Source organism: Microbispora sp. H10949, assembly GCF_014161435.1.
Classification (GTDB): Bacteria; Actinomycetota; Actinomycetes; order Streptosporangiales; family Streptosporangiaceae; genus Microbispora; species Microbispora triticiradicis.
The window spans coordinates 519,546-542,150 of the sequence record NZ_JABBWZ010000002.1; the positions used below are offsets into that span (position 1 = coordinate 519,546).

Annotated in this window: 22 protein-coding genes; 14 read left to right on the forward strand and 8 right to left on the reverse strand. The window is 72.9% G+C overall.

Going from position 1 to position 22,605, the window contains the following annotated elements; genetic code table 11:
- Window positions 1-67: 67 nt before the first annotated feature.
- Complete coding sequence (locus HHX40_RS06525; protein WP_111701770.1) at window positions 68-535, reverse strand: metallopeptidase family protein; 468 nt, start codon at window positions 533-535, stop codon at window positions 68-70.
- A gap of 201 nt (window positions 536-736) precedes the next feature.
- Here HHX40_RS06525 and HHX40_RS06530 point away from each other — a divergent pair, with 201 nt between their 5' ends.
- From HHX40_RS06530 to HHX40_RS06560, 7 genes are all read left to right on the forward strand, one after another.
- Window positions 737-1,102 carry a DUF3499 domain-containing protein gene (locus HHX40_RS06530; protein ID WP_111701772.1) on the forward strand — a complete coding sequence of 122 codons (366 nt, stop codon included), beginning with the start codon at window positions 737-739 and terminating at the stop codon, window positions 1,100-1,102.
- A gap of 120 nt (window positions 1,103-1,222) precedes the next feature.
- A complete protein-coding gene (locus HHX40_RS06535) occupies window positions 1,223-2,578 on the forward strand; it encodes a phosphomannomutase/phosphoglucomutase (RefSeq protein WP_182879781.1) in 1,356 nt (451 codons plus the stop codon).
- A 4-nt stretch (window positions 2,579-2,582) separates the two neighbouring features.
- Window positions 2,583-2,756: a Trm112 family protein gene (locus tag HHX40_RS06540; protein WP_111701776.1), complete on the forward strand. Its 174-nt coding sequence runs from the start codon at window positions 2,583-2,585 to the stop codon at window positions 2,754-2,756.
- Window positions 2,753-3,898, forward strand: coding sequence for an SIS domain-containing protein (locus tag HHX40_RS06545; RefSeq protein ID WP_182879782.1), 1,146 nt, complete (start codon window positions 2,753-2,755; stop codon window positions 3,896-3,898). The genes HHX40_RS06540 and HHX40_RS06545 overlap by 4 nt, the downstream gene beginning before the upstream one ends.
- Before the next feature lie 43 nt (window positions 3,899-3,941).
- A complete protein-coding gene (locus tag HHX40_RS06550) occupies window positions 3,942-4,883 on the forward strand; it encodes a cation diffusion facilitator family transporter (protein WP_182876950.1) in 942 nt (313 codons plus the stop codon).
- 133 nt (window positions 4,884-5,016) lie between these two features.
- Window positions 5,017-5,613 (forward strand): DUF6230 family protein, encoded by a 597-nt coding sequence (locus HHX40_RS06555; protein WP_182879783.1) that lies wholly within the window; start codon window positions 5,017-5,019, stop codon window positions 5,611-5,613.
- Between the two features lie 34 nt (window positions 5,614-5,647).
- A complete protein-coding gene (locus HHX40_RS06560) occupies window positions 5,648-7,345 on the forward strand; it encodes a DUF6114 domain-containing protein (protein WP_182879784.1) in 1,698 nt (565 codons plus the stop codon).
- Between the two features lie 46 nt (window positions 7,346-7,391).
- Here HHX40_RS06560 and HHX40_RS06565 read toward each other — a convergent pair whose 3' ends face one another.
- Window positions 7,392-7,724: a MerR family transcriptional regulator gene (locus HHX40_RS06565; protein ID WP_111701805.1), complete on the reverse strand. Its 333-nt coding sequence runs from the start codon at window positions 7,722-7,724 to the stop codon at window positions 7,392-7,394.
- Window positions 7,725-7,896: 172 nt separating this feature from the next.
- Here HHX40_RS06565 and ahcY point away from each other — a divergent pair, with 172 nt between their 5' ends.
- From ahcY to HHX40_RS06585, 4 genes are all read left to right on the forward strand, one after another.
- A complete protein-coding gene (gene ahcY / locus HHX40_RS06570; RefSeq protein ID WP_182879785.1) occupies window positions 7,897-9,324 on the forward strand; it encodes an adenosylhomocysteinase in 1,428 nt (475 codons plus the stop codon).
- A gap of 112 nt (window positions 9,325-9,436) precedes the next feature.
- Entirely contained in the window at window positions 9,437-10,666 is a 1,230-nt protein-coding gene (locus HHX40_RS06575) for an adenosylhomocysteinase (protein ID WP_182879960.1), read from the forward strand.
- Window positions 10,667-10,746: 80 nt separating this feature from the next.
- Window positions 10,747-12,045, forward strand: a complete 1,299-nt coding sequence (locus HHX40_RS06580) for a TIGR04013 family B12-binding domain/radical SAM domain-containing protein (protein WP_182879786.1) — start codon at window positions 10,747-10,749, stop codon at window positions 12,043-12,045.
- Window positions 12,046-12,165: 120 nt separating this feature from the next.
- On the forward strand, window positions 12,166-13,383 hold the full coding sequence (locus tag HHX40_RS06585) for a pentapeptide repeat-containing protein (RefSeq protein WP_182879787.1): 1,218 nt from the start codon (window positions 12,166-12,168) through the stop codon (window positions 13,381-13,383).
- Between the two features lie 177 nt (window positions 13,384-13,560).
- Here HHX40_RS06585 and HHX40_RS06590 read toward each other — a convergent pair whose 3' ends face one another.
- The gene (locus HHX40_RS06590; protein WP_182879788.1) at window positions 13,561-14,484 is read right to left on the reverse strand and encodes an RDD family protein; all 924 of its coding nucleotides are present in this window, start codon (window positions 14,482-14,484) and stop codon (window positions 13,561-13,563) included.
- A 41-nt stretch (window positions 14,485-14,525) separates the two neighbouring features.
- Here HHX40_RS06590 and HHX40_RS06595 point away from each other — a divergent pair, with 41 nt between their 5' ends.
- Window positions 14,526-15,518: a stage II sporulation protein M gene (locus tag HHX40_RS06595; RefSeq protein WP_182879789.1), complete on the forward strand. Its 993-nt coding sequence runs from the start codon at window positions 14,526-14,528 to the stop codon at window positions 15,516-15,518.
- A gap of 4 nt (window positions 15,519-15,522) precedes the next feature.
- On the opposite strand, the gene HHX40_RS06600 is transcribed toward HHX40_RS06595, so the two are convergent.
- The 5 genes from HHX40_RS06600 to HHX40_RS06620 all read right to left on the reverse strand — a co-directional run bounded on the left by HHX40_RS06600 (window position 15,523) and on the right by HHX40_RS06620 (window position 21,072).
- A complete protein-coding gene (locus HHX40_RS06600) occupies window positions 15,523-17,004 on the reverse strand; it encodes a DUF58 domain-containing protein (RefSeq protein ID WP_182879790.1) in 1,482 nt (493 codons plus the stop codon).
- A gap of 7 nt (window positions 17,005-17,011) precedes the next feature.
- Window positions 17,012-17,974 carry an AAA family ATPase gene (locus HHX40_RS06605; RefSeq protein WP_182879961.1) on the reverse strand — a complete coding sequence of 321 codons (963 nt, stop codon included), beginning with the start codon at window positions 17,972-17,974 and terminating at the stop codon, window positions 17,012-17,014.
- Between the two features lie 101 nt (window positions 17,975-18,075).
- On the reverse strand, window positions 18,076-19,257 hold the full coding sequence (locus tag HHX40_RS06610) for a DUF4350 domain-containing protein (protein WP_182879791.1): 1,182 nt from the start codon (window positions 19,255-19,257) through the stop codon (window positions 18,076-18,078).
- 73 nt (window positions 19,258-19,330) lie between these two features.
- Window positions 19,331-19,990: a DUF4129 domain-containing protein gene (locus HHX40_RS06615; RefSeq protein ID WP_310737968.1), complete on the reverse strand. Its 660-nt coding sequence runs from the start codon at window positions 19,988-19,990 to the stop codon at window positions 19,331-19,333.
- On the reverse strand, window positions 19,987-21,072 hold the full coding sequence (locus HHX40_RS06620; protein WP_259403300.1) for a glycerophosphoryl diester phosphodiesterase membrane domain-containing protein: 1,086 nt from the start codon (window positions 21,070-21,072) through the stop codon (window positions 19,987-19,989). Before HHX40_RS06620 ends, HHX40_RS06615 begins: the two co-directional genes overlap by 4 nt.
- Window positions 21,073-21,192: 120 nt before the next feature.
- Between HHX40_RS06620 and HHX40_RS36330 the strand changes: the two genes are divergently transcribed.
- Both HHX40_RS36330 and mtrA read left to right on the forward strand, forming a co-directional pair.
- Window positions 21,193-21,567: a hypothetical protein gene (locus tag HHX40_RS36330; RefSeq protein ID WP_259403301.1), complete on the forward strand. Its 375-nt coding sequence runs from the start codon at window positions 21,193-21,195 to the stop codon at window positions 21,565-21,567.
- Window positions 21,568-21,920: 353 nt separating this feature from the next.
- Window positions 21,921-22,598 (forward strand): MtrAB system response regulator MtrA, encoded by a 678-nt coding sequence (gene mtrA, locus HHX40_RS06625; protein ID WP_117410294.1) that lies wholly within the window; start codon window positions 21,921-21,923, stop codon window positions 22,596-22,598.
- Window positions 22,599-22,605 lie beyond the last annotated feature (7 nt).

The window sequence follows — 22,605 nt, forward strand, 5'->3', positions numbered from 1 at the left end:
ACGATCTCCCCGGAACGGCGGCGGTCCCGGCTCCCGGCACGGGGTCCCGGGCGGTCCCGGCGGTGTCTCAGTGGCGGTCGTCGTAGCCGGGGTCGATCGTCTCCGGCGTGAGGCCCAGCAGGCTCGCCACCTGCTCGACCACCACGTCCAGCACGAGCGTGCCGAGCGTGTCCCGGTCGCGGGCCCGCGCTTCGAGCGGCCTGCGATACAGGACGACGGTCGCGGGGTCGTCCCCGGAGGCCGAGTCCGCCCGTCCCAGCGGGATCGGGTCCGACGACAACCGGGCGGGGCCGTCCACCAGCTCGTCGGCCGGCGGCACCTCCTCGACGGCGAACTCGACGGACGCGAGCTGAGCGCCCCACCGGGGCTTGAGCCGGTCGACCGCGTCGAGCACCAGGTCGTCGAAACGCTCCCCGCGGGACTTGGCGATGGGAACGTGCGAGGGCGCGAGTGGGCCGCGCATCCCGCGACCGTGCCGGTCGCGCCGGCGTACCCGCCGCCGGGGGTCCGGCCTGTCACCGCTCCGATCGCTCACGGAGTCAGCTTAAGGCGTGACCGGCGTGATCCGAGGGACACCGCCTGAGCACCTTCCGCAGGTACGACGGACTGCGCGGCGTTGTGTCCGCTTTGCCCGGCAATCTCATGAGGACTTCTCAGAACGCTGAATTGTGGCGACACGCTCGATAAGAGCGGCGGGGTGGTGGCAATGTGAACGCGGACCGGATACGGTCCCTCCGTGAGCCCCGTCCGCAGCTGTTCCCGTACCGCCTGCAGGCAGCCTGCCGTCTTCACACTCACGTATGTCTACGCCGACTCGACCGCCGTACTCGGCCCTCTGGCGACGTACGTCGAGCCCCATTGCTACGACCTGTGCGCGGAGCACGCGGAACGGCTCACCGCGCCCAGGGGCTGGGAGGTCGTGCGCCTTCCGTCCGAGGCCGCGTCCCCGAGCGGAGACGACCTGGAGGCGCTGGCGAACGCGGTCCGCGAGGCCGCCCGCCCCGCCCCCGCCGCGGGAGAGCCGGTCGGCCAGGCGGTCGAGGTGGGACGCCGGGGCCATCTGCGCGTGCTCAAGTCGGCGCAGCCCAATCGGGAGCGCTGAGGAAGCGCGATCAGACCCCGCGCGACGAGATCGCGCGCACCGCGTTGGATCGCCCGTTGTGGGGGCAATCAGGCGCTATAGGCTCAGGTGCGAAGACTTAACGACTTTTAGGGGCGTGCAGTGGCCGACCTCAGCAGGATCTTCAAGGCGTACGACGTGCGCGGTGTGGTGCCCGACGAGCTCGACGAGGAGATCGCGGAGGCCGTAGGGGCGGCGTTCGTGGAGCTGACCGGTGCGACGTCGGTGGTGATGGCTCACGACATGCGCACCTCCTCCGGCCCGCTGGCCGCGGCGTTCGCGCGGGGCGCGACCTCCCGGGGGGCCGACGTCGTCAACGCCGGCCTCGGCTCGACCGACATGCTCTACTACGCCAGCGGCAGCCTGAACCTGCCGGGCGTGATGTTCACCGCGAGCCACAACCCGGCCAAGTACAACGGCATGAAGATGTGCCGCGCCGGGGCTGTTCCCGTGGGCACCGACACCGGGCTGCTGGAGATCCGCGACCGCGCGGCCGAGTTGCTCGACAGCGGGCTGGGCGGCACTCCCGGCGCGGGCACGGTGACGGAACGCAACCTGCTGGAGGGTTACGCCGCCCACCTCAAGACCCTGGTCGACCTGTCGGGCATCCGCCCGCTGAAGGTGGTCGTAGACGCCGGCAACGGGATGGGCGGCTACACGGTCCCCGAGGTCTTCAAGGGCCTGCCGATCGAGCTGACCCCGCTCTACTTCGAGCTCGACGGCAGCTTCCCCAACCACGAGGCCAACCCGATCGAGCCGGAGAACCTGCGCGACCTGCAGAAGGCGGTCGTCGCGCAGGGCGCCGACATCGGCATCGCCTTCGACGGCGACGCCGACCGCTGCTGGGTCATCGACGAGCGGGGCGAGTCGGTGCCGCCGTCCACGATCACGGCGCTGGTCGCGGTGCGCGAGCTGGCCAAGGACCCCGGCGCCACGGTCATCCACAACCTGATCACGTCGAAGGGCGTGCCGGAGATCGTCGCCGAGCACGGCGGCAGGCCGGTCCGCACCCGCGTCGGCCACTCGTTCATCAAGGCCGAGATGGCCCGCACCGGCGCGGTCTTCGGCGGCGAGCACTCGGCCCACTACTACTTCCGCGACTTCTGGTTCGCCGACTCCGGCATGCTGGCCGCGCTGCACGTGCTGGCCGCGCTGGGCGAGCAGGACCGGCCGCTCTCGGAGGTGCTCTCGCGCTACTCGCGCTACGCCGCCTCCGGAGAGATCAACAGCAGGGTCGAGGACCAGGCGGCGGCCCTGGCCCGAGTACGGGAGACCTTCGCGGCGCGGGAGGGTGTTACCTTCGACGAGCTGGACGGACTCACCGTCAGCGGTCCGGACTGGTGGTTCAACCTGCGTCCGTCGAACACCGAGCCGCTGCTGCGGCTCAACGCGGAGGCCTCGGACGAGGAGAAGGTCGCCGCCGTCCGCGACGAAGTGCTCGCCGTCGTAAGGAGCTGACGAGTTGAAGATCGACGACTGGCTGCTGGACATCCTCGCGTGCCCGGCGTGCAAGTCCCCCCTCCGCGCGGTGCCGGAGGCGGACGAGCTGGCGTGCTCCTCCGAGTCGTGCGGCCTGGTCTATCCGGTGCGTGACGACATCCCGGTCCTCCTCGTCGACGAGGCCCGCCGGGCATGACCGGCGCCGGTGGGGCCCGGTTCGAGCCCGACCGGCTCGACGACCAGGCGTACCTGGTGGAGGGCGACCCCTCCGGAGTGCTCCGCACGGTGGCCTCCTCGGCCGCCGAGGTGCGCACGGCGTACCGGGCGGCCGTGGAGAGCGGCCTCGCGCGGATCGGCCGCGACGGACGTCCGCGGGCGATCGTGGTGGCGGGCATGGGCGCGAGCGGGCTCGCCGGCGAGGTGCTCGAAGCGCTGTGCCGGTACGGAGCCCCGGGTCCGGTCGTGACGGTGCGCGGCTACCGGCTGCCCGGCTGGGTCGGCGCCGCCGATCTCGTCGTGGCCGTCTCCCGCTCGGGGACGACCGAGGAGACCGTCGCCGTGACCGCCGAGGCCGTACGGCGCGGCTGCGGGCTCGTCGGCGTGGGCGCGCCGGACACGCCGCTGGCGGCCCTGGTCGCGCGGGCCGGCGGGCCGTACGTGCCGGTCGGCGGGGTGGCCGGGCAGCCCGAGGCGACCCTGTGGTCGCTGATGGTGCCGCCGATCCTCGCGGCGGCGGCGTTCGGGCTGGTCTCGGTGGCCGAGGACGAGTTCGAGTCGGTCGCGAGGCGGCTGGAGGACCTCGCGCACCGCTGCCGCCCGTCGAGCGAGTCGTTCATCAACCCCGGCAAGACGCTGGCCATGGAGCTGGCCGGCACGGTCCCGGTCGTCTGGGGCACCTCTCCGGTGGCCGCGGTGGCGGCCCACCTCCTGGCCGCCCGGCTCGGCGCGTACGCGGGATATCCCGCGATCTGGGGTGAGCTGCCCGAGGCGGCGCACAACCAGATCGGGACGTTCGACGGCCCCCTCGCCGGGCGTGACATCTTCGCCGACCCGTTCGCCGACGAGCCGGGAGGCGGCCCGCGGCTCCGCCTGTTCCTGCTGCGTGACGTGGAGGAACACCCGCAGGTGACCAGGTCCCGCACCGCCGCCGTACGGATGGCCGAGGACCGCGGGGTTCCGGTGTCGGAGATCACGGCCGACGGCGTGCGCCCGCTGGAGCGGCTCGCCGCCCTGGCCGGGTTGGTCGACTACGCGACTGTCTACCTTGCTCTCGGGTACGGGATCGACCCGGCGTCGGTGGCCGTATCCACGGAACTCCGGGCCCGGATTTCCCAATAGGGGCACTAGGATCGCTTCGGCCGGTAGATATGAGGAGTTCAACGTGAGTGCGGGTGGCGGTACCAAGGCGATCCTCGCGGCGCTCGGCGCCAATCTGGCGATCGCGGTGGCGAAGTTCGTGGCGTTCCTCTTCACCGGGTCGTCGTCCATGCTCGCCGAGTCGGTCCACTCCGTGGCCGACTCCGGCAACCAGGCGCTGCTGATAGTGGGCGGCAAGCGGGCCGCCAAGCGGAGTACCCGCAAGCACCCGTTCGGCTACGGGCGCGAGCGGTACTTCTACGCCTTCGTCGTTGCGGTGGTGCTGTTCACGATCGGCGCGCTGTTCTCGCTGTACGAGGGCTGGCACAAGATCGCCGACCCGCATCCGGTGGAGTCGCCGCAGTGGGCGTTCGGCGTGCTGATCTTCGCGATCGTCGCCGAGGGGTTCTCGTTCCGTACGGCGATCAGGGAGTCGAGGGAGCACAAGGGCAAGGAGTCCTGGGTGTCCTTCATCCGGCGGGCCAAGGCGCCCGAGCTGCCCGTCGTGCTGCTGGAGGACTTCGGCGCGCTGCTCGGCCTGGTCTTCGCGCTGTTCGGCGTCGCGATGGCGGCGATCACCGGCAACGGCATGTGGGACGGCGTGGGCAGCCTCGTGATCGGCCTGCTGCTCGCGGTGATCGCGGTGATCCTGGCCGTCGAGACCAAGTCGCTGCTGATCGGCGAGAGCGCGACTCCCGAGGTGGAGAAGAAGATCTGCGCGGCGCTCGAGTCGGCTCCCGAGGTCAGCCGGGTGATCCACCTGCGCACCCTGCACCTCGGCCCCGAGGAGTTGCTGGTCGCCGCCAAGATCGCGGTGGAGCACGACGACACCGCGAGCGAGGTGGCCCGGGGTATCGACGAGGCCGAACGGCGCATCCGCGAGGCCGTGCCGATGGCCCGCGTGATCTACCTGGAGCCGGACCTCTACCGGGCCGACGCCGCCTCGGCGCAGCCCGCCGGCGCGTGATCGTCTTTTCGCCCGGCCACTTTCCCACTGCGCACCGTGATTGAAATGTGATCCTGAGTCACTTCAACCTCTGTGGTACCGATCGGTAACTTTACTTGGGTATCCGACCGGTTCCCCCCTCCGGAGGTGACTCATGATTCAGCAGGGACGCGTGCGCTGGAAACGGTTCGCGCTCGTCTTCGTACCCGCGCTCGCGGTCGCCTCCGTGCTCGTCGGCGCGACCGCCGAGGGCGCCATCGGCGCGTCGTTCGTGGTCTCGGGCGACACGTTCAAGGTCTCCGCCGACAAGCTGCAGGGCCAGGGCTTCGTGCAGTACGGCAGCGTCACCGAGAACAAGAAGGGCCAGAAGATCCCCGTCGCGGTCTCCGGCATCCGGAAGGCCACCCTGACGAACATGTGCCAGAGCGTCTTGATGAAGTCGCCGGTCGGTGCCGTGACGCTCCGGATCACCGCAGGGACCGGCAAGGACCCGGTCACCGCCGAGAACATGATCGTCGACGCCTCACAGATCCAGGGCAACGCGGTCTTCACCGAGATCGAGGCCGGTCGTGACGCCAGCACGCTCGACCAGGTGCCGGAGGCGCAGGGCGCCGCGGGCATGTTCGGCCAGCAGGCGAGCGCGGTCTCCATCGAGAACTTCCGGCAGGTCTCCTGGTCGGTCAACGCGGCGACCTTCAAGCTGCCGGGGCTGAAGCTGACCGTCGAACCCGGCGAGCACGAGTGCTTCTGATGCGGAGGCCGGTCGAATTCCCCGGCGGGCGGCGATGAACGGATCCTGGCGGAGGTCCAGGCCGTTCTGGGGCGGCCTGCTGGTGCTGGCCGCGGGCCTGGAACTGCTGAGCATCCCGTTCGTGACGAAGGCCCTGCCGCTCGTCATCCAGTCGGGCACGGTCGGGGCCACCTACCTCGTCGCGCTCGTGCTGGTCATCCTGGGCCTGATGATCTGGCTCCAGCCCGGCCAGCGGGCCTTCCTCGGCGTGGTCGCCGTGCTGGTCTCGATCGCGTCGTTCGTGTACGCCAACCTGGGCGGCTTCCTGATCGGCATGCTGCTCGGCCTCGTGGGAGGCGCGCTCGCGGTCGCCTGGGCTCCGGGGGAGACGGCCCCCCGCGTCTCCGGCACGGACGCCGAGCCCTCCGGCGCGGCCGCTCCGCCCGCGTCCGCCGGCGGAGAGATCACCTTCACCACCCGCCGGGTGGTCGGCCGCGACGAGCACCTGCGGCCGGCGGACGTCCAAACCGGCCCGCGGACCCAGCCCCAGCCGCCCGTCGCCGAGCCCGACCCGCGAACCGACACGCAGGCCGAAACGAGGACCGAGCCTCAGCCGCCCGCTGCGTCGCCCACTGGGCCGCCCGCCGGAGACGGCCCTCAGGTCCTCGTCGGCCGCGTCCGCCCCACCTCCGGCTCGGAGGCCGGTGCGGGCAGCGGGTCCTCCGCGGGTTCCTCCTCTCCCGCCGCTGCTCCCACCGATGACGGGCGGGCGGAGGAGACCAGGGCCCGCTCCGGCCCCGAGCACGCGGGCCCGGACGGCGGCCAGGGCGACGGAGCCTTGGACGGCGACAGCGGTGACGGGGGTGACGGGGGTGCGCGGGCGGGTGACGAAGGGAGCGGGGGTCCGGATGCGGGGCCGGGTCCGGGTCCGGCGGGCAGGGCGCTGGCCATCGCGATGCTGCCCGTCCTCCTGGTGACGGGGACGGGCGTGCCGCATGCGGACCCCGGCGTGTCCGCCCAGCGCGGCGCCGTGTCCCGCGCCGCTCCCGCGGCCGCTCAGGGCACGGTGTCCGATGCCGGACCCCGGGGCGGGTCCGACGCGGTTGCTCGCGCGGTGCCGAGCCTGCTTCCCGGTGCCGTGCCCAGCGCCGTCTCCGATGTCGTCCCGGACGTCGTGCCCACGGTCGTGCCCACCGATCTGCCGGGAGCCCTGGGATCGGCGAACCCGCTGGCCCCCCTCACCGGGGGGCGGTCCCGCTCGCCCGGCGCGTCGCCGTCCCCGGGCGAGGACGACCAGGAGGGCCAGGCCCCGTCCGCCGGATCCGCGGGCGGTCAGACGAGGGTGGCGGTCGAGCCCGCCGCCGTCCGCGCCCCCTCCCTCACCATGACCGGCATGAAGTTCACCGGGGTGGTGGAGATGCCCACCGCGACCGGCACGGTCAAGATGCTCCGCTTCACCATGCACAAGGCCGTGCTGGAGCGGCCCGTGCAGACCATGGGCTCGACGACCCTGGTCGGCAGCACCTTCACCTTCGAGGGCGACGTCGTGATCTGCACGACGAAGATGACCGCGAAACTCCTCGGCGTGCCCCAGCAGTTCACCGCCGAGCACCCGAACATCCTGGTCCGGGCGCTCAAGCTGGTGCCGTCCCTGAACGTCCCGCTGACGATGACCGACGTCGTCAGCGAGCAGCCGTACGTCACGGCCGACTCCCTGCGTGCGGACGATCTGCACCTGGTGGTCGGCGCCTGAGCCGCCGGCACTGAGCCGTCTGCAACCGGGATCGCCGCCGCCGAAGTCAACGGTGCCGCAGCAGCCGCAGGGCCTTCTCCTTCTCGAAGTCCAGCGCCCGGCGCGGCGCCTGGATGCGGCCGATGCGCACCCCGAGGTCCCGTACGGCCTGGGCCACCGCGGGCTCGGACAGCGCCCGGAGCGCGAAGGCCAGTTCCGCCGGCGAGACGTCGAAGCGGCGTTCCAGGTCCACCGCCTGCCGCACCGCCTCGATCTCGTCCGGGCCGAAGCGCCGGTGGGCGCCCCTGTCGCGTACGGGCGGCAGCAGGCCGAGCGCCTCGCGGTAGCGCAGCATGCGGGGGGACATGCCGAGCCGCCGTGCCGCCTCGGTGATGCGCATCATGCCTCCGGTCCACGTGCCCGGTCTCCCACGCTAGACAGTCCCGGAGCCTTCCGGCACCCGCGGACGGCCAAATCTCACATTCTTGTGTCAGGTTCGCGCTCTTGCGTATGCGTCCCGAGTCCCGCGACGCCTAAACTCGCACCGACAGACAACGGAGAGGGACACACTCATGGACTTCAAGGTCGCCGACCTTGCGCTCGCGGAGTTCGGCCGCAAAGAGATCCGCCTCGCGGAGCACGAGATGCCGGGCCTCATGGCGACCCGGGAGGAGTACGCCGCGGCGCAGCCGCTGCGGGGTGCGAAGATCATGGGCTCGCTGCACATGACGATCCAGACCGCCGTGCTGATCGAGACGCTGGTCGCGCTGGGCGCCGACGTCCGCTGGGTGAGCTGCAACATCTTCTCCACCCAGGACCACGCCGCCGCCGCGGTGGTCGTCGGCCCGGACGGCACGGCCGACAACCCCTCCGGCGTCCCGGTCTTCGCCTGGAAGGGCGAGACGCTGGAGGAGTACTGGTGGTGCACCGAGCAGGCGCTCCGCTGGCCCGACGGCTCCGGCCCCAACATGATCCTCGACGACGGCGGCGACGCCACGCTGCTGGTGCACAAGGGCGTGGAGTTCGAGAAGGCCGGCGCGGTCCCGGTCGCCGGTGAGGACGACCCCGAGGAGTGGGCGGTCATCCTCGACACCCTCCGCCGCACGGTCTCCGGGGACAACTGGTGGACCCGCGTCGCCGAGGACATCAAGGGCGTCACCGAGGAGACCACGACCGGCGTGCACCGCCTGTACGAGATGCACAAGACCGGCGCGCTCCTCTTCCCGGCCATCAACGTCAACGACTCGGTGACCAAGTCGAAGTTCGACAACAAGTACGGCTGCCGCCACTCGGTGATCGACGGTCTCAACCGCGCCACCGACGTGCTGATCGGCGGCAAGGTCGCCGTGGTCTGCGGGTACGGCGACGTGGGCAAGGGCTGCGCCGACGCGCTGCGCGGCCAGGGCGCCCGGGTCATCGTCACCGAGATCGACCCGATCTGCGCGCTCCAGGCGGCGATGGACGGCTTCCAGGTCACCACCCTGGAGGAGGTCGTCGGCATCGCGGACATCTTCGTCACCTGCACCGGCAACTACGGCATCATCACCGCCGAGCACATGTCGCGGATGAAGCACCAGGCGATCGTGTCCAACATCGGCCACTTCGACAACGAGATCGACATGGCCGGCCTGGGCCGCATCGACGGCATCAAGAGGATCAACATCAAGCCGCAGGTCGACGAGTGGGTGTTCCCCGACGGGCACTCGATCATCGTGCTCGCCGAGGGCAGGCTGATGAACCTCGGGTGCGCCACCGGCCACCCCTCGTTCGTCATGTCGAACTCGTTCACCAACCAGGTCATCGCGCAGATCGAGCTGTTCACGAAGACCGACGAGTACCCGACCGGCGTGTACGTGCTGCCCAAGCACCTCGACGAGAAGGTCGCCCGCCTCCACCTCGACGCGCTCGGCGTGAAGCTGACCACGCTGAGCAAGAAGCAGGCGGAGTACATCGGCGTCGACGTCGAGGGCCCGTACAAGCCGGACCACTACCGCTACTGACGGCGGGACGGCCGTGGGGGCGCCGCGCCCCCACGGCCCCTGAGAAAGCCCGCACGAAGGCTCGCACGGAAGCCTGCAAGAAAGACGGAGGGCCGGCGTGATCCAGCCGGACATGGCCGAGGCCGGGGAGCGGCGCATCGAGTGGGCGGCCCGGTCGATGCCGGTCCTCCAGGCCATCGGCGCCGGGTTCGGCGCCGACCGGCCGCTCGACGGCCTGCGTATCGCCGCCTGCCTGCACGTTACGGCCGAGACGGCCGTGCTCATGGGCGCGCTGCGGCAGGGCGGCGCCGAGATCGCCCTGGCGGCCTCGAACCCCCTGTCCACGCAGGACGACGTCGCGGCGGCGCTGGGGGAGTACGGCATCGCCGTGCACGCCCGCGCCGGGGTGGACAGGGCGGCCTACTACCGGCACATCAACCAGGCGCTGGACATCGAGCCGCACGTCGTCCTCGACGACGGCTGCGACCTCGTCAACATCCTGCACACCGAGCGGGTCGGGCTTCTCGACGGCGTGATGGGCGGCTGCGAGGAGACCACCACCGGGATCATCCGGCTGCGCCAGATGGCCTCGGAGGGCGCGCTGCGCTTCCCGGTCGTCGCGGTCAACGACACCCGGACGAAGCGGATGTTCGACAACCGCTACGGCACCGGCCAGTCGACGCTCGACGGCATCATGCGGGCCACCAACGTGCTGCTCGCGGGCCGCACCGTCGTCGTCGCGGGCTTCGGCTTCTGCGGCAGGGGAGTCGCGGAGCGGGCCAAGGGCCTCGGCGCGCGGGTCGTCGTCACCGAGATCGACCCGGTCAAGGCCCTCGACGCCGCCCTGCAGGGCTACGACGTACGGCCGATGAGCCTGGCCGCCGAGATCGGCGACGTGTTCGTGACCGTCACCGGCAACCGCGACGTCATCCGCGCCGAGCACCTGGCCGCCATGAAGGACGGCGCCATCCTCGCGAACGCGGGCCACTTCGACGTCGAGATCGACGTGCGGGCGCTGGAGGGGATGGCCCGGGAGGCGCGCTTCGGCATCAGGCCCAACACCGACGAGTACGTCCTGGAGGACGGCCGCAGGCTGCTCCTGCTCGCCGAGGGCCGCCTGGTGAACCTGACCGCCGCCGAGGGCCACCCGGCGGCGGTGATGGACATGTCGTTCTCCGCCCAGGCCCTCACCGTCGCCTGGCTGGTCGAGGAGCCGTCCCGGCTGCCGCCCGGCGTCCACGACGTCCCGGCCGGCATCGACGTGGAGGTGGCCCGCCTGAAGCTCGCCGCCGCCGGGATCTCGATCGACGCGCTCACCGCCGAGCAGGAGGAGTATCTCCACTCCTGGCGGCTCGGGTCCTGACCCGCTCCCCGCCCCGCCCGCGCCGCCTAGGGCGTGCCTCCCGGGCCCCTCGCAGGGCGCGCCGGCACTACCCTGCCAGGGTGAGTGTGGATGTGTCGGTGGTCGTCCGTTATCGCAAGGCCGTCACGTACGGCGTACACGCGCTGCTCGGCGCGCTGGAGACCGCCAGGGCGGAATGCGATCTGCGGTTCGGCGTCACGGCCGAGGAGACCGCCGCGCACATCGCGGCGAGCACCGCCGATCGTGTCCTGGTGCTGTGGTCGTTCTACTCCCCGGACGCCGAGGCGATGGCCGCCGAACTGGCCGCCGTACGCGCTCTCGCCGACGACCCGCGCGTGCTGCACATCGCGGGTGGCGTCCACGCGACCGCGGAACCCCAGCAGGTCATCGACGCAGGCTGGGACCTCGCCGCGATCGGCGAGGGCGAGACGACGATCGTCGCCCTGGTCGAGGCGCTGCGCACGGACGCGCCGCTCACCACCGTGCCCGGCCTGGCGGTGCGCGACGCGGACGGCATGGCGCTGCGCACGCCGCCGGCGCCGCAGTTGCCGCTGGACGCCTTCCCGTCCTTCCCCGACCGCCGCCGCGCCTTCGGGCCCATCGAGATCACCCGTGGCTGCGCGTACACCTGCCGGTTCTGCCAGACGCCCTTCATGTTCGGGGGCAGGTTCCGGCACCGCGGCGTGGCGAGCGTGCGGGAGCACGTCCGGCGGATGGCCGCGCACGGCCTGCGTGACGTCCGGTTCATCACCCCCACCTCGCTCTCGTACGGCACGCAGGGGCCGGATCCGGCGCTCGACGCCGTCGAGGAGCTGCTGGCGGGCGTGAAGGAGGAACTGCCCGCCGGTGGCCGGGTGTTCTTCGGCAGCTTCCCCTCCGAGATCCGGCCCGAGCACGTCACGCCGGAGGCGATGCGGCTGCTGAAGCGGTACGTGGCGAACGACAACATCATCATCGGCGCGCAGTCGGGCTCCGACCGGGTGCTGGCCGCCGCCGGTCGCGGTCACGGCGCAGAACCGGTCCGCGACGCCGTCCGCATCGCCGCCGAGTTCGGCTTCCGGCCGAACGTCGACTTCATCTTCGGGCTGCCCGGCGAGTCGGCCGAGGACCAGGAGGCGTCTCTGCGGCTGGCCGCCGACCTCGCCGACCTCGGGGCGCGCATTCACACCCACACGTTCATGCCGCTGCCCGGCACGCCGTGGCGGGACGCCGAACCCGCGTTCATCCCGCTGGCCACCATGCGCGAACTGGACCGGCTCGCGCAGCGCGGCGACGCCTACGGGCACTGGCGCAAGCAGGCCGAGCACGCCGCACGGCTGGCCGAGACGGCCAAGGCCTATCCGCGCCGCACCCGGCGCCGTCGCACCACCGACCAGTGACGTACTGACGCGCGGCCGGGACGACTGTTCCGGACGGCCGGGACCGGTCAGGGGCCGCGCCGGTAACGATCAGGCGTTGCACAGGGCAGGGACGGGCCAGGTGCGGCTGCAATGGGAGGTATGCCGTTACTGCCGCACCGCCGCGCAGCCCGTCCGCTGGACGACCCCGTGCCGGTTCCTCCGGCGTTGCGTCCTCCGCGGGCTGCTGCCTGGTGGATCGTGCTGGCCGTCCTCCTGGTCGGTGCCGCCGCCGGCGGCACCTTGTGGTGGCTGCTGGCCGACCTGGCCCACCAGTCCGCCGGGCAATCCGTTCCCGGGGCCGGTAGCGCACGGGGGGAGATACTGCGTACCGCGCTGGCCGCCGGCGCCGGAGTCGGCGCCGCCATCACCCTCGCGCTGGCCTTCCGGCGGCAGAACCATCAGGAGCTGCACAGCTTCATCACCGCCCGGCACGCCGAGCGGGTGGCCACCGCCACCGAGCACGACGCCGCCGAACGCCGGGTCACCGACCTGTACACCAAGGCCGCCGAACAACTCGGTCACGACAGAGCCGCCGTACGTCTGGCCGGCCTGTACGCCCTTGAGCGTCTCGCGCAGGACAACCCCCTCCACCGGCAGACCATCGTCAATGTCATCTGCGCCTATCTACGCATGCCCTACGCCGCGCCGGAATCGGCCTCGGCTCGCGAGAACGAACGCAGGGCGGCGTTGCTGGCGGCCCGACGCCGCTACCGGGCCGCCCGTCTCGGCGCCCTCGCCGTTCCTGATCACGCACCCCGGCAGGAGACCGACCGGGAAGGCGAACTGCAGGTCCGCCTCACCGCTCAGCGCGTCCTCGCCGAGCACCTGCGTGACGACCGCCCTCTCAGCACCTGGGACGAGTCCCCGCCCAGCCCTCGGTACTGGGAGGGCATGCGACTCGACCTGACCGGGGCCACCCTGATCGATTTCGAGCTCACCCGTGCCCGTTTAACCGGCAGTTTCGACGGAGTCACCTTCTCCGGAAGGGCCGGATTCGATCTCGTCACCTTCTCCGGGGACGCCGGATTCGACAGGGTGACCTTCACCGGGGATGCCGATTTCGCTCGGGCGATCTTCTCCGGGGAGGCCAGGTTCGGCGGGGCGGCGTTCTCCCGGGGCGCCGCGGCCGACGATCAGACCTTCTTCACGACCTGGCAGAGCGGCGAAGCCTTCTCCGAGGCCACATTCACCGGTGCGAGGGCCACGCCTACGCGCGACCACGTGTGGCCGGACGGGTGGCATCTGGAAGTGGGCCTCGACGGCACCGGCTTTCTGGTCGCCGACAGCGCGGCTGGAGAACCGAGCGGGAATACCTGATCGCCGACAACGCCGAACCAGCCCGGCGCCGCGACCGTGGCGGCCGGGACGACACGGAGGCGGGCACCGTCGGTGTGACCTCTCCCTCAACACACCGGCGGCGCCCGCCTCAACCCCACTGCAGGATGCCCCATGACCTGCAATTGCCACAGGTGCCCCCCAATCGCGGGTCTACACCTAAATCGGCGGAACAAATCCACCGGATGTCGTCGCAGACCCTTCCGGCGCCTCTCCCAGAGGCGCGGCAGGCGCGGGCGGCCGCACTCCCGCACCCTGGCTGACCAGGGGAGATTCCGCGTGCGTGCCGTACACGCGCGGGCCGTACCTCTGCGCGCCGTACCGCGCGCGATTCTCGCGAATCGCGGCGAGCCGCGCCTCCTCGCGGCGCCTGCGCTCGGCCAGCACAGCGGCCAGATAGGCGTACGGCGGGACGCCGGGCGGGGGCGGCGGCGCGATGCGGGCGCTCACCTGACCGGCCACCCGCATCCCCATCTCCTCCCGCATCGGCGGGCTGAGCTGGTGCCACCGGACGAGGTACTGCCGGGCGGTGGCGGCGAGTTCGCCGGACAGGCCGGAAAGCTCCAGCGTGGCCGCCCAGGACGCCAGAGCCGGCGGCATCTCGGGGGGCGGGGTCTCGCCCGGCCCGCGCTCACCGATGACAATCGTCCCGGCGAACACGTCGCCCAGGCGTTTGCCGCGCGGGTTCAGCAGCGAGGTGATGAGCGCCGGGGCGCCGAACAACGGCGTCCAGAACTCCAGGAACCCGGCGAGCCCGCGGAACAGCGCCTGCCGGAAGCGTTCCGGCCCGCCGTCGTCGCTCACCACCCGCAGGCCCAGCGCGAGCTTGCCCAGTGAGCGGCCCCGGGTGAGCGTCTCGGACGCGACCGGGTAGCCCACCGTGACGAGCACCGTGAACAGGATGAGCAGCGCGACGGACAGCGAGTCGTCGGTCAGCGACGAGGCGTGGGAGACCAGCACGGACGCCACGATGATCACGGTCCACTGCACGACGAAGTCGATCAGGAAGGCCAGGGCGCGGCTGGGCAGCTGGGCCACGCGGACCTCGACGACGACGGCCTCACCGGTCACGACTTCGGACACACTGCGCACCCTACTGCGCCGTGGTCGATAGGGTCCGATCCGTGGACATCGATGCGTTCGTCGCCGCGAGCAAGCCGTCCTGGGACCGGCTGGACGACCTCGTACGGCGGCGGCGCACGCTGCGCGGCGCGGAGATCGACGAACTGGTGGAGCTCTACCAGCAGGCGGCCACGCACCTGTCCATCGTCCGGTCGGCGTCGACCGACGCGCTGCTCGCCGGTCGCCTGTCGTCGCTGGTCGCGCGGGCGCGCTCGGCCGTCACCGGCGCCCACAGCCCGGCCTGGCGGGAGGTGGTCCGCTTCTTCACCGTGTCGTTCCCGGTCGTCGCCTACCGGGCCCGGCGCTGGTGGATCGGCGCCACGGTCGCCTCTCTCGTCGTGGCGTACGTCATGGGCGTGTGGGTGGCGACCGACCCGGCGGTGCAGGGCGTCGTCGGCACGCCGGAGGAGATCCGGCAGATCGTCGAGCACGACTTCGCCGACTACTACTCCGAGAACCCGGCGGCGTCCTTCGCCGGCCACGTGTGGCTCAACAACGCCTGGCTGTCCATGCAGGTGGTGGTGTCGGCGATCCTGCTCGGCCTGCCCATCCCGTGGATCCTGTGGCAGAACGCGGCCAACGTCGGGGTGCTCGGCGGCCTGATGCACGCCCACGACAGGGCCGACGTGTTCTGGGGGCTGATCCTGCCGCACGGCATGCTGGAACTCACCGCGGTGTTCCTGGCGGCGGGAGCGGGCATGCGGCTCGGCTGGACGGTCGTCGACCCCGGCCCGAGGCGGCGGGCGGAGGCGCTGGCCGAGCAGGGCAGGGCCGTGATGAGCGTCGCGCTCGGCCTGGTCGTGGTGCTGTTCGTCTCCGGGCTCATCGAGGCGGGGGTCACCCCTTCGGGCCTGCCGACCTGGGCGCGCATCGCCATCGGCGCGCTCGCGGAGGCGCTGTTCCTCACGTACGTCGTCGTCTTCGGCCGCCGGGCGGAGCGCCGGAACGAGACGGGGGACATCGAACGCGCCCCCGACCTGGCCCCCACGGCCTGACGGGTCACAGCCGGCCGGCGGCCTTGAGCGCGAGGTAGGCGTCGGCGAGCGCGGGGGCGATGTCCTCGGGCAGGGCGTCGACGACCTCCACACCCTGGCGGCGCAGCGTCGCCGTGACCTCGCGCCGCTCGCCGCGCAGCCGCTCCGCCGCCGCGGCGTCGTACACCGCCTCGGCGGTGCCCCGGCCCGCCGCCATCTCGGCCACCCGCGGATCGGCCACCGCGGCGACCAGGACCAGGTGACGCGCCGACAACCGCGGCAGCACGGGCAGCAGCCCTTCTTCCATGGCCGCCGTGTTCAGGTCGGTCAGCAGCACCACCAGGCAGCGGCGCCGGGCCCGGGACAGCACGGCCGCCGCCATCCCGGCCGCGTCGGACTCGACCAGCTCCGCCTCGATCGGCGCCATCGCGTTCACCATCGACGACAGCAGTTCGGTGCGTGACGCGCCGGACACCTGCGCCCGTACGGCCCGGTCGTAGGCGAGGAAGTCCACCCGGTCGCCGGCCCGCGCGGCGAGGGCGGCGAGGAGCAGCGCGGCGTCCATCGACCAGTCCAGCCGCGGCCATCCGGCGGCCCCCGAACCGGCACCCGAACCGGCCCCCGGACCTCGTGCCGGACCGGGCCCCGAACGGGTTTCCGGACCTCGTCCCGGGCCCGGCCCCGCGTCCGCCTCCGAGCCTGGCGCCCCGGAGTCCGCCCCGGAGTCCGGCGCGAAGCCCGGCCCGAAGCCCGGCCCGAAGCCCGGTGGCGCCGTCCCGATCCGGCCGGCCGAGGTGCGGCCGGTGTCGAGCACGATCAGCACGCGGCGGTCGCGCTCCGGCCGCCAGGTGCGCACGACGACGTCGCTGCGCCGGGCGCTCGCCCGCCAGTCGATGGAGCGGACGTCGTCGCCGACCACGTACTCGCGCAACGAGTCGAACTCGGTGCCCTGGCCGCGCACCAGCGCGGGGTGCCGTCCGTCCAGCTCGCGGAGGCGGGCCAGCCGCGCCGGCAGATGCCTGCGGCTGAGGAACGGCGGCAGCACCCGCACGGTCCACGGCGCCTCGAACGTCCGCTGCCGCGCCGCCAGGCCCAGCGGCCCGACCGAGCGCACCGTCACGGCCACCGCCTCCCGGTCACCCCTGCGTACGGGCGTGAGCGTCGTGACCAGCCGCCGACGCTCGCCGGGCGGCACGTCGAGCGCCTGCCGCCGCGGGGCGGCCCCGGCCGAGGGCTGCCAGGCGTCGCGCAGCACGCCCCGCAGCCGGCGCGGGCCGGGGTTGTCCACGACCAGCCCGATCACGAGCGACTGGCCGAGCCGTACGCGCCGGTCGCCGTCCCGGTGGAACCGCAGCCCGCGCACGCCGCCCGCGAGCAGCAGGTCGGCCGTCACGAGCGCGGTCAGCACCAGCGCGGCGGCCAGCACGACCAGGCCGGGCTCGGGGGCGAGGAGCACCACGATCGCGGCGAGGGCGGCGAGCAGTCCCGCGCGCCCGGTCAGCGCCACGCGGCCCTCACCGGGGCACCGGTACGGCCGAAAGGATGCCCTCCAGGATGCCGTCCGGGGTGGCGCCCTCCAGTTCGGCCTCCGGGCGCAGCCCCACGCGGTGCCGCAGGGCGGGCCGCGCGAGGGCCTTCACGTCGTCGGGAGTCACGTACGACCGGCCCGACAGCCAGGCCCAGGCCCGCGCGGCGGCGAGCAGCGCGGTGGCCCCGCGCGGCGAGACACCGAGCTGGAGCGAGGGCGACTGCCGGGTGGCCCGGGCGAGGTCCACGATGTAGCCGAGCACCTCCGGGCCCACGTGGACCTGGGCGACCGCCCGCCGTCCCGCCGCGAGGTCGGCCGCGGACGCCACCGCCCTGAGCTCCGACAGGTCGCGCGGGTCGAAGCCGAGCGCGTGCCGTTCGAGGACGGCGATCTCCTGCTCGCGCGGCGGCAGCGGCACGGTGAGCTTGAGCAGGAACCGGTCGAGCTGCGCCTCGGGAAGCTGGTAGGTGCCCTCGTACTCGACGGGGTTCTGCGTCGCCACGACGATGAACGGATCGGGCAGCGCGCGGGCCGCTCCCTCGACGCTCACCTGCCGTTCCTCCATCGCCTCCAGCAGGGCGGCCTGGGTCTTCGGCGGCGTGCGGTTGATCTCGTCGGCGAGCAGGAGGTTGGTGAAGATCGGCCCCTCACGGAACTCGAACTCCGCCGTCCGCGCGTCGTAGACCAGTGATCCCGTCACGTCGCCCGGCATCAGGTCGGGGGTGAACTGCACGCGCTTGAAGTCGAGTGAGAGCGTGGCCGACAGTGTGCGGACGAGCAGGGTCTTGGCCACTCCGGGCACGCCTTCGAGCAGCACGTGACCCCGGCAGAGCAGCGCGATGACCAGGCCGGTGACGACCGGGTCCTGGCCCACGACCGCCTTGCCGACCTCCGCGCGCAGCGCCGCCAGCGCCTCCCGCGCGGCGTCGGCCCCGGGAGGCGTCGGCAGCGGCGGAAGCGACGGGGCCGAGGGGCCCGACGGGGGCGGCGGCGAGCCGGCCGGGGGTACGGGGGACGACGCCGAGGGGGCGGCGCCCGGTCCGGGGGTGGTCACGAGTCTCGAACCTGCCTTTCCAGTGTGTCCAGGTGGGCGGCGAGGGCCACCAGCGCGGCGTCGTCGGCCGGTTCGGGGCCGCACAGCAGCGCCCGCACCGGTCCCGGGTCCTGTCCGGTTCGCGCCGCCGCGGCGTCGGCGACCTCCTCGGCCGTCGCCGTACGCGGCACGCCCAGGAGAGGGGCGAGCCGGTCGGCGGTGGCGGCCCGCATGGCGAGGGCGGCGCGGTCCCTGGCCCGGCGCGACCGGTAGAGCAGGCCCCGCCCCTCCACGGTCTCCGAGGCCCGTACGACCACGGGGAGGCGCTCGGTCACGACCGGACCGAGGCGGCGCCCCCGCCACAGGGCGGTCACGGCCACCGCGACGACGAGCTGGAAGACCGCCCAGTTGACGCCGCCCGGGATGAGGTCGCCGAGCGACCTGGCCGGTTCGCCGTCCGCCCCTGTGGCGCCGTCTCCGCCGTCGGCGGCGTCGGCGGGATCGTCGGGCCAGGTGAGCCAGACGAGCTTCGGCCGCGCGCCGGCCAGGTTCAGCGCGAGCGCCGCGTTGCCGTCGTCCGCGAGCCGCAGGTTGGTCAGGAACGACGCGTCGCCCAGCGCGGTCACGGTGTGGCCGTCCTCGGTGTAACGGACCAGCGTGTGGCCGTCGCCCGCCGGATAGCAGCCCGTGGACCCGGGCGGGCCGGAGAAGGAGAGTCCGCCGGTGTAGACGTCGCCGGCCCGCACGGCCTCCCGCAGCGCGCACCGGGGCGGCCGGGAGCGGGTGCGCTCGACGCCCTTCCTGTGCAGGCCCGCGGCGAGCACGTCGAGGTAGGACGCGTGCCCGGCGACGAGCCGGTCGCCGGGCGCCTCGGCCAGCCGGACGGCGGCGTCGTGGTCGTCGACCATGCTCGCCTCGGTGACCAGCAGCAGGGTTTCCGGCCCCGCGGCGGCCACCGCCGCGCCGGGCGTCTCCACCCGGACGACCTCCACCCCGTGCGCCTCCAGCAGCCGGGCGAGGGCGGCGCTCCCGCCGAGCGAGGTGTCGGCCGGGTCCAGGAGCCGCCCGGGGGGCCGGTCCGGCGCGAGCAACGCGGGCAGAGCCGCCGCGCCCAGCACGAGCAGCACCACCAGCGAGATCCAGGCCGCCTCCCGCCCCCGCCCCCGCCGCGCCCCGGTCGCGGTCGTGGGCGCGGTCACGGGGTCACGTCCGGCGCGAGCGTCATCGGTGCCGTCCTCGCCGTCCCCCGGCCTCGGAGGCTTGTGGTCGCGGTCATGCCGTCACGCCCGTGCGGGCCGATCGCAGGCGTTCGTCCAGGGCGGCGAGCGTCAGGTACCCCTCACGGGTGCCGTCTGCCTCGCCGTACGTGACGTCGTCGAACAGGCGTGCCGCCGCCCGCAGGTCCGCCGCGTGGGACGGCAGCGCCTGCCCGGCGGCCTCGGCGAGCTCCATCGCCGTACGCCCCGGCAGGGGGGCGACGACGGCGCGTTCCTCCAGGTCGCGGGCGACGGCGCGTAACCGCTCCCGGATGGCCCCGGCCCAGTCCTCCGCCGCCGCCAGACGTTCGGCCTCCGACCTGTGCTCGGCGGCCGTCCGCTCGCTCCGCCCGAACACGGCTCCCGGCTCCGTCCTCGCGGAGCCGGAGAAGCGGCGCAGGGCCCACAGGAGCAGCACGGCGAGGACGACCAGGACGACGACGATCACGACGAGCGACAGCGCGCCGCCTGTGCCCGTGCCGTCGCCGCTCATCAGGTCACCGATGAACTGGGAGAACTCCCGCCGCAACCGGTCGAACAACGGCTCGTGCTGGTAGCCCGCCCTCGACAGCTCGCGTGCCGCCTCGTCCGCGGCCTGGTCGCGGCCGATGTCGACGGGCGACGCGAAGAAGGAGGCGAGCGACGACGCGAGCGGCGCGAGCAGCACCGCCGTCACGCCTGGGGTCCGTACGGCGGGGTTCCGTAGTAGGGCGAGGCTCCGGGCGGGGTCCCGTAAGGCGGAGAGCCGGGGCCGGGCGCCGATCCCGTCGCGGCCGCGTGACTCGGGTGCCACAGGTCGTCGACGCCGGTGTGGACCCAGCCCTGCGACTGGTTCTGCGCGGCCGCCGTCTGCAGCACGAGGTCGAACGCCTCGGCCCGCATCCGCCTGTCCGCGTAGAGGAGCCCCGCCACGCCCGCCTGGAAGGGATAGGTGATCATGGAGGCGACGACGCTGCCCGCGGCCAGGAGGATCGTGGTGAGCACCGTGGCGGCGACCGTGCCGCCGCCGAACATCCCGAGCAGGGAACCGCCGATCGTGAACGGGACTCCCAGCACGCTGGAGGCGATGCCCACGAGCACGGCCGTGAGCACCAGGATGCCGAACACCCGCCAGCTGCCGCCCCTCACCAGCCGCCACGATCGGGCCATCGCGTCGGTGACGCCGCGGCCCTCCAGCACGACCGCGGGGGCCGCCAGCGAGAAGCGGGTGTAGAAGAAGGCGGCGTACGGGATGTAGGCCAGGACGAACAGCAGGCTGACGGCCACGAAGGCGCCCGCCGTCGCGTCGCCCAGCCCCAGGGCCACGAGCAGCGCGGCGAGTACGAGCACCGGCGCCATGAGGATGAGGGCCTGCAGCAGCGCCAGCCCCAGCAGGGCGAGCACCCGCGACCGCGCGAGCTGCCACGCCTCGCCCACCGTGATCCGGCCGCCGAACACGGCGCGGCCGAGCACCCGGGTGAGGATACCCGTGAGGATCGTGGTGCCCAGGAACGTCATGACATAGGTGATGATCGCGCCGATGTACTGCGCGGCCAGGCCGACGACCGGGAGCGCGGGCGAGGCGGCCGTCTCGTAGGAGCCGGAGCCGTAGCCGTCCAGCGCCGTCCCGAACATGCCGAGGCCGACCGCCTGGCCGAGCGCGCCGGGGATCGCGGTGACGGCCGCGACGATCGCCGACAGACCGAGCGTGGCCTTCGGGTTCGAGCGGATCAGCTTGATCGTGCCGTCGAAGATGTCGCCGAGCGTCAGCGGGCGCAACGGGATGATCCCCGGCCGCGGCGCGTCAGGCGGCCGGTGTCCGTATGGACCTTGCGCATAGGGACCCTGGGCGTAGGGACCCTGGCCGTAGGGGCCCTGGCCGTAGGGGCCAGACCCGTAGTGCGGCCCGCCCGCCTGCGGGCCCTGACCGTACGGTCCGTACTGGCCGTAACCGGGCTGGCCGGGCTGGCCGTACGGGCCGGGCTGGCCGTACGGGCCGGAAGGGCCGGGCTGGCCATACTGACCGGGCTGGCCATGCTGCTCATGGGACATGGGCTGGCCGTACGGGCCGGGTTGCGGACCGGGTTGCGGACCGGGTTGCGGACCGGGTTGCGGACCGGCCGGGCCTTCCTGGCCGCCGGGGGCGGCCCAGGACTCGCCCGTCCCGCCGGTCCCGGCGGCTCCGCCGTACGGCGGAGGTTGCTCGGCCGCCCAGCCGGAGGGCACGTCGGGGGAGGAGCCGGGGCCGTCTGTCATGTCCCAATCCTGGCATGATGTACGTGCGTGTGCCGCGCGATCACCAAGTGCCGCGACCGCCGGGTTGCCCGGCGGAGACGGGCAGGCGGGGCACCGGCGTCCCCTCGCGGGCGGAAGCGAGCCCCGGCGGGGGATGGCCGAAACCGGGGCGCGGGAGCACACTTGGAACGTGACCGCACCACGGGATTCCCCCCGGTGTGACCGCATCTGGTCAGATAATCGCGCGCTTGGTGTGCTGCGCCTAAACTCCATCCCGCCTAAACTCCAACCTCTGTCATGGTCGTGTAACACCCGAGTGGCGGCCACCGGTAGCCTGCGGGGGTACCTGTGACAAACGCCCAAATCTCCCAAACGCGTACGAATGAGGGGCCATGAAAGGTCGCGTGCTGGTCGTCGACGACGACGCCGCTCTCGCCGAGATGCTCGGCATCGTCTTGCGCGGGGAGGGTTTCGAACCGTCGTTCGTGTCCGACGGCGACAAGGCACTCGACGCCTTCCGGGACACCCGGCCGGACCTCGTCCTGCTCGACCTGATGCTCCCCGGCGCCGACGGCATAGACGTCTGCCGCCGCATCCGCGCCGAGTCCGGGGTCCCCATCGTCATGCTGACGGCCAAGAGCGACACGATCGACGTGGTCCTCGGCCTGGAGTCCGGCGCCGACGACTACATCGTCAAGCCGTTCAAGCCCAAGGAACTCGTCGCCCGGGTGCGCGCCCGCCTGCGCCGCACCGACGAGCCCACCCCCGAGATCCTCCAGATCGGCGACATCACGATCGACGTGGCCGGTCACTCGGTCAAGCGCGGCGAGGAGACCATCAACCTCACGCCGCTGGAGTTCGACCTGCTGGTCGCGCTGGCGCGCAAGCCCCGTCAGGTCTTCACCCGCGAGGTGCTGCTGGAGCAGGTCTGGGGCTACCGGCACGCCGCCGACACCCGCCTGGTGAACGTGCACGTCCAGCGCCTCCGCGCGAAGATCGAGAAGGACCCGGAGCGCCCGGAGATCGTCGTCACGGTGCGCGGGGTGGGCTACAAGGCCGGCCCCGCGTAGGCGCCCG